Genomic DNA, 11,385 nt, shown 5'->3' with positions numbered 1-11,385 from the left:
AGCCGCATGCATCGAGAGGAGGTGCAGCGAAGCAAACCGTAGGCGATGCCCCCGGATGAATCCCGGAACGAAGGAACGCCGAGCCACAGCGAGGCGCCGAACGCAGGGGCCAAGCCTTTTGCTTACTTTTCGGCGTTTGGAAAAGTGAGCCGCTGTAAGAGCGGAACCGCCAGCGGCAACACCCGCAGAAACGGATATTCACCCCAAACACCCAGAGCATGGCCGGCTCTAAGGCCGCCAAGCCCAAAACCCTGTCAAAACCCTGAACACACAAGCAGAAACACCCACCCCCATTGAAACCACCCAAACCCTGCCCCATCTAACAGCCATACCCAATTGCGCAGGTGCCCCATGAGCGACCAGCAAGAATTCCCCGAGAACCCCGACGACATCACCGAAACCGACGCCGAACACATCGAACACCACGTCCCCGGCAAAGGCCTGGCCCTGCCCGGCCAGAACCTGCCGGACAAGGTCTACATCATCCCGATCCACAACCGCCCGTTCTTCCCGGCCCAGGTCCTGCCGGTCATCGTCAACGAAGAACCCTGGGCCGAAACCCTCGAACTGGTCAGCAAATCCGAACACCACTCCCTGGCCCTGTTCTTCATGGACACGCCCCAGGAAGACCCGCGCCACTTCGACACCAAGGCGTTGCCGCAATACGGCACCCTGGTCAAGGTGCATCACGCCAGCCGCGAAAACGGCAAACTGCAATTTGTCGCCCAGGGCCTGAGCCGCGTACGCATCAAGACCTGGCTCAAGCACCATCGCCCGCCGTATCTGGTGGAAGTCGAATACCCGCACCAGCCCACCGAGCCGACCGACGAGGTCAAGGCCTACGGCATGGCGCTGATCAACGCGATCAAGGAACTGCTACCGCTCAACCCGCTGTACAGCGAAGAGCTGAAGAACTACCTCAACCGCTTCAGCCCCAACGATCCGTCGCCGCTGACCGACTTCGCCGCCGCCCTCACATCGGCGACAGGTAATGAGCTGCAGGAAGTGCTCGACTGCGTACCGATGCTCAAGCGCATGGAAAAAGTCCTGCCGATGCTGCGCAAGGAAGTCGAAGTCGCGCGCCTGCAGAAAGAAATCTCCGCCGAAGTGAACCGCAAGATCGGCGAGCATCAGCGCGAGTTCTTCCTCAAAGAACAGCTCAAGGTCATCCAGCAGGAACTCGGCCTGACCAAGGACGACCGCAGCGCCGACCTCGAACAGTTCGAGCAGCGCCTGGAAGGCAAGGTCCTGCCGACGCAGGTGCAGAAACGTCTCGAAGAAGAGATGAACAAACTGTCGATCCTCGAAACCGGATCGCCGGAATACGCGGTCACCCGCAACTACCTCGACTGGGCGACCTCGGTGCCGTGGGGCGTGTACGGCGACGACAAACTCGACCTCAAGCACGCGCGCAAGGTGCTGGACAAGCACCACGCAGGGCTCGAGGACATCAAGGATCGGATCCTCGAATTCCTCGCGGTGGGTGCCTACAAAGGCGAGATCAGCGGCTCCATCGTGCTGCTGGTCGGCCCGCCGGGCGTGGGTAAAACCAGCGTCGGCAAATCGATCGCCGAATCCCTCGGCCGGCCGTTCTACCGCTTCAGCCTCGGCGGCATGCGCGACGAAGCCGAAATCAAGGGCCACCGCCGCACTTACATCGGCGCGCAGCCGGGCAAACTGGTGCAGGCGCTGAAAGACGTCGAAGTGATGAACCCGGTGATCATGCTCGACGAGATCGACAAGATGGGCCAGAGCTATCAGGGCGACCCGGCCTCGGCGCTGCTGGAAACCCTCGACCCGGAACAGAACGTCGAATTCCTCGACCACTATCTGGACCTGCGGATGGACCTGTCGAAAGTCCTGTTCGTGTGCACCGCCAACACCCTGGATTCGATCCCCGGCCCGTTGCTGGACCGGATGGAAGTGATTCGCCTGTCGGGCTACATCACCGAAGAAAAAGTCGCCATCGCCAAGCGTCACCTGTGGCCGAAACTGTTGGAAAAGGCCGGTGTGTCCAAGGGCAGCCTGAGCATCAGCGACACCGCCCTCAAGGCCTTGATCGACGGTTACGCCCGTGAGGCCGGCGTGCGCCAGCTGGAAAAACAGATGGGCAAACTGGTGCGCAAAGCGGTGATGAAGCTGATCGAGGATCCGAAAGCGGTGATCAAGATCGGCCCGAAAGACCTCGAAGCGTCGCTCGGACATCCGGTGTTCCGCAACGAGCAGGTGCTGTCCGGCACTGGTGTGATTACCGGCCTTGCGTGGACCAGCATGGGCGGCGCGACCCTGCCGATCGAAGCCACGCGGATTCACACGCTCAATCGTGGTTTCAAACTCACCGGGCAACTGGGCGATGTGATGAAGGAGTCGGCGGAGATCGCCTACAGCTACGTCAGTTCGCACCTCAAATCCTTCGGTGGCGATCCGAAATTCTTCGACGAAGCTTTCGTTCACTTGCACGTCCCTGAAGGTGCGACACCGAAAGACGGCCCGAGCGCCGGCGTGACCATGGCCAGTGCCCTGCTCTCCCTCGCCCGTAACCAGCCGCCGAAAAAAGGTGTGGCGATGACCGGCGAGCTGACGCTGACCGGGCATGTACTGCCGATTGGCGGGGTTCGCGAGAAGGTGATTGCGGCGCGGCGGCAGAAGATATTCGAACTGATTTTGCCGGAGCCGAATCGCGGCAACTTCGAAGAGCTGCCGGATTACTTGAAGGAAGGGATCACCGTGCATTTCGCCAAGAAGTTTGCGGATGTGGCGAAGGTGCTTTTTTGATTTCGTCTTGAGGTATTGAGGGGGGCTGGCATCGCAGCCCCTCACCCCAGCCCTCTCCCGGAGGGAGAGGGAGCCGAGTGGGGGATATTTAAGAGATACGCCGACCTGAAAGCTCTTCACTGAATCCGTAATCAACTCGATCTTTCAGGTCGATGTATCCCAAAAGACATCTCGGTCGGTCCCCTCTCCCTCTGGGAGAGGGTTAGGGTGAGGGCCGGCGATGCTGAAGAATGACGCCAAGCCTGGCGTTGTCACACTTTGTCTCATCTTCAGTTATGCTCGCCGTTCGTCGCCAAAGCCGGAGCCACTGAATCCATGTCCCCCCTTCGCCTGTTTGTCCCCCTGTCCCTCGCCCTGCTGGCCGCCTGCGCCACGCAACCGAAAACCATCGTGACCGTGGAAAAACAAAGCGAATGCCCGGTGCGCCTTACCAACGGGCAAAACCTCATCGTCACGCTCCCGAGCAACCCCACCACCGGTTACCGCTGGGCCATCCAGGATTCCGCCGGCGGCGTATTGCGCGCCCTCAGCCCCGAGGTCTACAGCAATCCGGAAGATGCCGGCGTGGTCGGCGCGGCCGGCCTCTCGACCTGGCGCTTCCAGGCTTTCGCCCCCGGCACCGGGCGCCTGCGCCTGACTTCGCAGCAACCGTGGGCGCCGGAAGTGTTGCCGGTGGAGACCTTTGACTGCGCCATTTCGGTGAACTGATCGTGGGCTGGCTGATCCTCGCGCTGATGGGCGCGGTGACTTTCCTCTACGGCCTGAGCACCCACGCGGCGCTGCTCTGCCTGTTGGTCAAGCCGTTGCCGGTACTGGCGCTGCTCGGCTGGCTGCATGACGCGCCACCCAGCGACTATCGGCGTTGGATCAGCCTCGGCCTGATTTTCTCGTTGATCGGTGACGTGTTGCTGGCGTGGCCGGGGGATTTGTTCGTGTTTGGCCTGGGTGCGTTTCTGGTCGCGCATCTGGCGTATCTCAAGGCTTACCTCAGCGATTGCCGGCGCGTGGCCCTGCTGCCGCTGATCCTGGCGCTCAGTGTGGGCGCCGTGTTGTTGGGCATCCTGATTTCCAGCGGATTGGGGCCGCTGACCGTGCCGGTGATCGTTTACGGAACGGCCATCAGCGCCATGCTCTGGCGCGCCCTAGCCCGGCTCGGCAGCGGCGTACCTCAGCGTTCGGCGTTGCTGGCGGCGGGCGGCGCGGTGGCGTTCGTGTTCTCCGATAGCGTGATCGGCATCAACCGGTTCGTGTCACCGTTCAATGCGGCGCCTTACATCATCATCCTCAGTTACTGGCTGGGGCAGTGGGGGATTGCGGCATCGGCGTTCTCCCAAACCAAACGTCCCGACCTCTGAAACCGATCGTTACTACGCGCTGCGTCTTTGCGTAAGTGACGCAGAGCGTCACGGGATGCATTCCCACGCGGAGCGTGGGAACGATCACCCGCTGCAAAGCGGTTTATCAGACAACCCGCGCATCTGCGCGCCAGTTTGGCTAAAATGCCGGCCTTTTCATCGACACCGCCGGAACCGCCGTGAGCAAAGAACCCGATCGCATTTTCGCCCAGCCGATGGCCCAGGTGCCTGACTTCGCCTTCAACGAAGACGTGGTGCGGGTGTTCCCGGACATGATCAAGCGCTCGGTGCCGGGTTATCCGACCATCGTGGAAAACCTCGGTGTGCTCGCAGCGCAGTTCGCCCAGCCGAACAGCGTGCTCTACGACCTCGGCTCATCGCTCGGTGCGGTGACCCAAGCCCTGCGTCGCCATGTGCGCACCGACGGTTGCCGGGTGATCGCGGTGGATAACTCGGCCGCCATGGTCGAGCGCTGCCGCGAATACCTCAACGGTCAGGATTCGATGTTCCAGGAGTTGCTGCCGGTCGAGGTGATCGAAGGCGACATCCTCGCCCTCGACTTCAAACCGGCCTCGGTGGTAGCGCTGAACTTCACCCTGCAATTCATTGCCCCGGATCAGCGCACGGCGTTGCTGGCGCGCATCCGCCAATCGTTACTGCCGGGCGGCGCGCTGATTCTGTCGGAGAAGCTGCGCTTCAACGATGCCGAGGAACACGCGCTGCTGACCGATCTGCACGTCGCGTTCAAACGCGCCAACGGCTACAGCGAACTGGAAATCGCCCAGAAGCGCAGCGCCATCGAAAACGTCATGAAGCCCGACAGCCTCGAAGAACACCGCGAACGCCTGCTGGCCGCCGGGTTCTCGAAAGTCGTGCCGTGGTTCCAGTGTCTTAACTTTGCCTCGTTGATTGCCTTGCCATGATTGATCTGTCCCCCCTCGCCCGCCGTCTGGCCGGCACGCCGCTGGCCGAATGGGCCAGCACCCTGCAAGTGCAGCTCGACAAGAAAATGGAGAAGGGCCACGGCGATCTCGAGCGCTGGCAAAGTGCGCTGGACGCCCTGCCGAAGATCCAGCCGACCGAAGTCGACCTGCTCGACGGCCTGAAACTGGACACCGATTGCGACGACGAAACCCGCGCCCAGATGCGCACCGCGCTGATGGGGCTGTCGCCGTGGCGCAAGGGGCCGTTCGATCTGTTCGGCGTGCACGTCGACACCGAATGGCGCTCGGACTGGAAGTGGTCGCGGGTCTCTCCGCATCTGGATCTGAAGGGCAAACGCATCCTCGATGTCGGTTGCGGTAACGGCTACTACATGTGGCGCATGCTAGGTGCCGGCGCCGACAGCGTGATTGGCGTCGATCCGAACTGGCTGTTCTTCTGCCAGTTCCAGGCGGTGCAGCGTTATCTGTCAGAGCCGAATGCCTGGCACCTGCCTTTCCCGTTCGAAGACCTGCCGCCGAATCTGGAAGGTTTCGACACGGTGTTTTCAATGGGTGTTTTCTATCACCGCCGCTCGCCTATCGAGCATTTGCTGGCGCTGAAAGATTGCCTGGTGAAGGGTGGCGAACTGGTGCTGGAAACGCTGGTGGTCGAGGGCGACAAGCATCAGGTGCTGGTGCCGGAAGACCGTTATGCGCAGATGCGTAACGTGTGGTTCCTGCCGTCGGTGCCGGCGCTGGAATTGTGGTTGCGTCGTGCCGGTTTCACCGATGTGAAATGCGTGGATGTCAGCACCACCACCGTTGAAGAACAGCGCGGGACCGAGTGGATGAAGTATCAGTCGCTGAGCGATTTCCTTGATCCTGAGGATCACAGCAAGACGATCGAAGGACTGCCGGCGCCGATGCGGGCGGTGATTGTCGCGAAGAAGTAACCCCGACCTCCGGAAATAGGAGATCCCCTGTGGGAGCGGGCTTGCTCGCGAAGGCGATGTGTCAGGTACATCAATGTCGCCTGGCACTCCCTCTTCGCGAGCAAGCCCGCTCCCACATTGGTTTTGTGTTCAGTCTGCCGGTTTCGCGCGCCGCGCCCGGAAGAACTCGGTCAACACCGCCCCACACTCCTCCGCCAACACCCCACCTTCATACAACACTCGATGGTTGAGAAAGCCCTGAGTGAAGAACTGCCCCTGACTCTGCACAATTCCGGCCTTAGGCTCCAGCGCGCCATACACCACCCGCGCAATCCGCGAGTGCACGATCAGCCCCGCGCACATGCTGCACGGTTCCAGCGTCACGTAGAGCGTGCTGCCCGGCAGACGATAGTTATCCACCGCTTGCGCGGCGGCGCGGATCGCGACCATTTCTGCGTGTGCGCTGGGATCGCTGGTGCTGATCGGGCAGTTGAAACCACGACCAATGATCTCGCCGTCCTGCACCAGCACTGCGCCCACCGGCACTTCGCCGAGGGCCGCGCCTTGGGCCGCCAAGGCCAAGGCTTCACGCATGAAGTCGCGGTCTCGGCTGCGGTCGATGATCGCCGCGGGGCGAATCTGGCGCATCACTTCACCTCGATGGCGGCCATCAGGCCGGTTTCCATGTGATCGATCACGTGGCAGTGGAACATCCACACCCCCGGGTTATCCGCCACCAGCGCCACTTGCGCGCGCTCGTTCTTGCCCAGCAGATAGGTGTCGGTGAAGTACGGCACGATCTTGTGCCGGTTTGATGCAATCACCTTGAAGCTCATGCCGTGCAGGTGGATCGGGTGCTGGTACTGGGTCATGTTCTTCAGTTCGAAAATATAGCTCTGACCCAGTTTCAGGCTGGCGATCGGCCGGTCGGCGCAGGTCTTGTCGGTGATGTCCCAGGCCTTGCCGTTGATCTGCCACAGGCTCGGCGGTTTGCCGTTGTCGACATTCACCGACACCGACCCGACCCATTCGAAATTGAAGTTGAGTTTCTCGGCATTGGCCAGGTCCGGCTCGGCCACCGGGTTGGCCGGCAGCGCTTTCGGCCAGTCGGTCGGCGCATCATTGTTGGCCACCGAACGCAGGGTGCCCAGACGCACCGGGCCATTGCGCAGCGACAGTTCCTCACCGGCCGGCGGTGCCTTGATCGCCAGGCAGATGCGCATGCCGGGACCGAGCCAGTACTCCTTGCCCAACGGGCGCGGCTCGACCGGGTTGCCGTCCAGCGCATAGATCTGCGCTTCGACGCCGGGAATGTTGATGCGATAGGTCAGGGTGTTGTCGAGGTTGAGCAAGCGTACGCGGGTGATCTGCCCCGCCGGCAGCTCGATCACCGGCGAAGGTACGCCGTTGATGGTCGACAGCCGCCCCGCCGTACCGCCACGGGCCGCTTCGCGCGGGATGCTGAACTCGACGAAGTTGCCCTCGTCGTCGATGTGCCAGTTCTTCAGGCTGAGGGTCTTTTCGTACTTGAATCCGGTCGGCTCGCGCTCCTCGACGATCAACGGCCCGACCAGCCCGCGACCGAGTTCTTCGCTGCTGCTGACGTGCGGGTGATACCAATAGCTGCCGGCGTCCGGCACACGGAATTTGTAATCGAAGTATTCGCCCGGCAGCACCGGCAGTTGCGATACGTAAGGCACACCGTCCATTTCCAGCGGCAGGCGGATGCCGTGCCAGTGAATGGTCGTCGCCACCGGCAGATGGTTGATAAATCGCACCCGCAGCCACTCACCCTGACGCACGCGCAATTCGGTGCCCGGAGCCGACGGGCCGAAGGCCCAGGCCTCAGTCTTGTGTCCTGGCACCAGCTCGACATCCAGTGGCGCGGCGATCAGTTCGTAGTCGTGACCGGCGTTGTCATCCGCAACCTTGCCCAACCAGTAACGCGTCGCGCCGCCGGCTCCCGCGCCAACCACTGCCAGACCGGCCAGGCCACCGAGGATTTGTCGACGGGAAAAGGACATGGACACAACTACCTCACAGATCAGCCGCAGGCCAGGGCGCCCGCAAAAGGCGAATACGATACACCTGCGCTTGCGAAACAGTAAGGGTGACGCGGCGGATGGCCGCAGATCCGTCCATCGGCGGGTGGTACATATGTACCGCACCGCCCTGGAACGAATGGCTCATTCTCCAGCCCTCTTCTCAAGGATCAGAGCCAATGAACACAGCAGAACCCCGCTCACTGCCCAACGCTGCCGACAAAGCCGCGCTCAAGATCATCGCCACCCAGGTCGTCACGGCTTGCCCGAGCCTCAACGACACAGCCCATCGGGTAGCCAAAGAGCTGCTGGTCAGACACAGCCTTACTGACCTTGACCCCGATCACGTCTATTACCACCGATTCAGAACCGCTCAGAGCCTGGCCGTCTCGTTCACCGGATGGCAGCACTACGGTGAAAAACCCTATGAGAGCCTGACCCTGACGCAACTGGTGATTCAGCGATTCCGAGTCACCGATCAGGACAATGCCGACTTGCTGGATCTGTACGGGGGCTTTTACAGCGCAGGGCCTGACGCCGAAAACTTCGATGCAACCAACGAGGTTCGCCTGCACGGCAACGAGGTGCTCAGGGCGTTCTGGGACATCAACTTCAGCGAGCGTTACCGCAACGAACTGCAAACCTTCTGGAACAACCACTCCGGCGAGTTCCGCACCCTGGCAAAATGCAGCTTCCTCGGCAAAGCCGTCGAAGCGCGGGAGCTCGGTCACCTGGGTGACGATGACTTTCTGACAGTGGTCAATGCGGTCATCGGCCCGCTGACCTGGCCCGTCGACCTGCACACCCTGCAAACAGAAACCGGGGGCGTCCATGGCGCGCAGGTCTACACCCTGGATATCGCCGGCCATGTCGCCACGGACATCCTGCGCATCATCGATTCAAAGGGGCGGCATATCGTTTACGTCCCCGGAGACACTCAGGCATTCCATGTACTGAATACACCTTACGAGCTGCACTGGTGGGCTCTGCAACAACTGAACGAAAACGCGCCGCGCGAGCTGTTCCTCAAACACTTCCCGCTGGCCGACCGGCACTCGATGACCGAGAACATCAGCGATCTGATGAATCGCCTGGTCGCCACCTGGGGGCACGGCGATCATCACCTTATCAATCAGAATGAACAGGCAGTCAGCGAAGACGCGTTCAGCTGGCTTCGTGATTCCACCCGCAACGCCATGTTCGCTGAAGCCGACCTTTCCCTGACCTCAAATGGCGATCTGCGCAAGAAGCTGTGGATCGGCTACTTGAGCGCCGGTCTCAAAGTACTGGGTCCGATGGCCGTCGTCGGCTGGCCCGTGGCATTGCCGGTGATCGGCGCCAGCCTCGCCAGCATGGGGCTGAACATTGATCAGGCGGTCAACGGCAAGACTGCCGCGGAGCGCAAGGATGGAGTGATCGGAGCAATCGTCAGTGGTATCGATGCGTTGTTCAACCTGCCCTTTCTTGCGGAGTTCGATGGTGCGTCGCCAGCCGTCGAGGCCGGAGAAATGGCTGAGGCCGATACGGCAACCGAACTGGAGCCGGAACATCCGAATGAAGTGTTTCCGGCCCTGGAGGAGTTGTCTTCGACAAGGCCTGAAACCGTGCAGGTGCCTGAGATTCCCCCACACTATCGATCGAACGAACTGCTGGAAGGTCTGACGCCGGTATCCGAGACTGGCAAGTTTCAGGGTATCTACAGGCTGAATACCGACCCTCCCTACGCCATCGTCATGAACGACACGGCTTATTACGTCCGCTACTTCACCGACTCACAGGGCGGCGGATTCTGGGCGATCGTCGATCCGGTGAGACCCAATCAGCTTATCCATGCAATGCCGGTGCGCTTGAATGACGAAGGGGTTTGGGAGCGCATGACTCAGTTGGGCCTCAAGGGCGGCGGTCAATGCCTCGGCAAACAATGCACCGTAGACGTGGTACTGGAACTCGACGAGCTCGAGCCGACACCCGAGGAGTCCGCGCAGCCCGTAGAACCCGTCGCTTCATCTGCCCCACCCCCTGCCGAACCCCAGCCTTCGACCTCCAATGCGATCCATCAGGTCCAGACGCCCTATGACGTTGCCGGGGCACGACGGCTCGAGCTGAAACGCTGGGCGCTGCAACTGCGCGAAACCCATGTCCGTCTGCAGATTGGTCCCGATGGCGGGTTTATCGCTCCAGACCGTTATGCGCTGTATTGCGCCGACAAGGCGAGCGCACTCCTGACTTCCGCCAGACGCTTCTTCGGCAACCTTCCATGGGCGAACCTGCCTCCACGCCCGCCGATTCCGGCGGTCACGCCCTCGACGACCTTCGCCGACTTCATTGCACAGGCACTCGAAGAAGCGCCCGGCCTGGTCATTGGCGAGACCCCGGACCGTATCACCAGCATGCGATTGATCATCCAGAACATGCCCGTGCTGGCGCGCAATGGAGTCAAGACACTCTACGTACGTCGATTGCTCAATGACTTTGCCCAGGTCGAACTGAATGACTACTTCAGGTCCGGCGTCATGTCCGAAGACCTGCAACTGTACCTGAGCCGGCTCGGCACCGATCCCGCAGCGCAGTTTGACGAACTGGCGCTGGTCAGGACGGCCCGACAAGACGGTATTCGGGTCCAGGCCACCGATTGTGCGGCGACCTACAAAAAACCCGTTGCGCTCACGCTGCCTGAACAGCAGATGGCGACCACCCACCTGACAGCCGACATCATGTTCATCGACGAGACCATGAATGACGTTGGCAAGTGGGTGGTGCTGACGGGAGTCGAAAATACCAATACGTTCAGAGGGGTGGCCGGTATCAGCGAACTGAAAGGTGGAATCGGCGTTCGGATCGAGGAAGTCGATCCGGGACAGGGCGAGCGCATTGAGCCAGACCCAGGCGTTGCGATAGAACGCGGACCCCATCCACAGACACAGACATTGCGCGGAACCGTCGATACCCATTTCGCCGATCTGCTATTGCGCGCAGAAGCGCCTTTGGTAAGCCGCAGCGAGTTGCAGATCCATCAATTGCTTTATCGCGCAGGCATGTATGTTTTCGATCGTTTCGAAGGGGTCTACCGATTGTTTCACCGCAGCCAGACGGGCGAGGTTGTACAAACCCCCGTTCAGACTTTCGCGGATGGGCGCTACTACATTGATCGACCATCCTGGGGGACGGTCAACCGCGTTCCCTACGATAATCTTGAACAGTTATCCAGCGCACTGAAGCAGATGGGACTGCAACTCCAAAGCCGTCTTCCAGCTTGATCGGAAACCGGGCGGGTCAATTTCGACCCGCCCGGGTTACGGATCGCTCGTTCGCTGCGGAGTTTTCCTATCCGGTTTTCCCCAAATACGACAATCAATCG

At 61.1% G+C, this 11,385-nt stretch carries 8 protein-coding genes; 6 read left to right on the top strand and 2 right to left on the bottom strand.

Features of this window, described 5'->3' with window-relative positions:
* Positions 1–351: 351 nt before the first annotated feature.
* The 5 genes from lon to cmoB all read left to right on the top strand — a co-directional run bounded on the left by lon (position 352) and on the right by cmoB (position 6,006).
* Positions 352–2,775, top strand: a complete 2,424-nt coding sequence (gene lon, locus ACKUG4_RS25970) for an endopeptidase La (RefSeq protein WP_445435122.1) — start codon at positions 352–354, stop codon at positions 2,773–2,775.
* 315 nt (positions 2,776–3,090) lie between these two features.
* A complete protein-coding gene (locus ACKUG4_RS25965) occupies positions 3,091–3,483 on the top strand; it encodes a protease inhibitor I42 family protein (RefSeq protein WP_085649323.1) in 393 nt (130 codons plus the stop codon).
* A gap of 2 nt (positions 3,484–3,485) precedes the next feature.
* Positions 3,486–4,130 carry a lysoplasmalogenase gene (locus ACKUG4_RS25960; protein ID WP_178076211.1) on the top strand — a complete coding sequence of 215 codons (645 nt, stop codon included), beginning with the start codon at positions 3,486–3,488 and terminating at the stop codon, positions 4,128–4,130.
* A gap of 215 nt (positions 4,131–4,345) precedes the next feature.
* Entirely contained in the window at positions 4,346–5,053 is a 708-nt protein-coding gene (gene cmoA / locus ACKUG4_RS25955) for a carboxy-S-adenosyl-L-methionine synthase CmoA (RefSeq protein ID WP_236191106.1), read from the top strand.
* Positions 5,050–6,006: a tRNA 5-methoxyuridine(34)/uridine 5-oxyacetic acid(34) synthase CmoB gene (gene cmoB, locus ACKUG4_RS25950; RefSeq protein ID WP_064599221.1), complete on the top strand. Its 957-nt coding sequence runs from the start codon at positions 5,050–5,052 to the stop codon at positions 6,004–6,006. Before cmoA ends, cmoB begins: the two co-directional genes overlap by 4 nt.
* Before the next feature lie 129 nt (positions 6,007–6,135).
* Here cmoB and tadA read toward each other — a convergent pair whose 3' ends face one another.
* The gene (gene tadA, locus ACKUG4_RS25945) at positions 6,136–6,633 is read right to left on the bottom strand and encodes a tRNA adenosine(34) deaminase TadA (protein WP_445435121.1); all 498 of its coding nucleotides are present in this window, start codon (positions 6,631–6,633) and stop codon (positions 6,136–6,138) included.
* The gene (locus tag ACKUG4_RS25940; RefSeq protein WP_445435120.1) at positions 6,633–8,009 is read right to left on the bottom strand and encodes a multicopper oxidase family protein; all 1,377 of its coding nucleotides are present in this window, start codon (positions 8,007–8,009) and stop codon (positions 6,633–6,635) included. Before ACKUG4_RS25940 ends, tadA begins: the two co-directional genes overlap by 1 nt.
* A gap of 197 nt (positions 8,010–8,206) precedes the next feature.
* Between ACKUG4_RS25940 and ACKUG4_RS25935 the strand changes: the two genes are divergently transcribed.
* A complete protein-coding gene (locus ACKUG4_RS25935) occupies positions 8,207–11,284 on the top strand; it encodes a membrane-targeted effector domain-containing toxin (protein WP_445435119.1) in 3,078 nt (1,025 codons plus the stop codon).
* Positions 11,285–11,385: the final 101 nt, after the last annotated feature.

This window comes from Candidatus Pseudomonas auctus (assembly GCF_048654275.1).
In the GTDB taxonomy this organism is placed as follows: domain Bacteria; phylum Pseudomonadota; class Gammaproteobacteria; order Pseudomonadales; family Pseudomonadaceae; genus Aquipseudomonas; species Aquipseudomonas pharyngis.
This window is presented reverse-complemented; position numbering and strand designations above follow the sequence as displayed.

Excerpts from the sequence above, each read along its gene's own strand:
- lon (WP_445435122.1), top strand. The coding sequence starts at position 352 with ATGAGCGACCAGCAAGAATTCCCCGAGAACCCCGACGACATCACCGAA.
- ACKUG4_RS25965 (WP_085649323.1), top strand. The coding sequence starts at position 3,091 with ATGTCCCCCCTTCGCCTGTTTGTCCCCCTGTCCCTCGCCCTGCTGGCC.
- cmoA (WP_236191106.1), top strand. The coding sequence starts at position 4,346 with ATGGCCCAGGTGCCTGACTTCGCCTTCAACGAAGACGTGGTGCGGGTG.
- cmoB (WP_064599221.1), top strand. The coding sequence starts at position 5,050 with ATGATTGATCTGTCCCCCCTCGCCCGCCGTCTGGCCGGCACGCCGCTG.
- tadA (WP_445435121.1), bottom strand. The coding sequence starts at position 6,633 with ATGCGCCAGATTCGCCCCGCGGCGATCATCGACCGCAGCCGAGACCGC.
- ACKUG4_RS25940 (WP_445435120.1), bottom strand. The coding sequence starts at position 8,009 with ATGTCCTTTTCCCGTCGACAAATCCTCGGTGGCCTGGCCGGTCTGGCA.
- ACKUG4_RS25935 (WP_445435119.1), top strand. The coding sequence starts at position 8,207 with ATGAACACAGCAGAACCCCGCTCACTGCCCAACGCTGCCGACAAAGCC.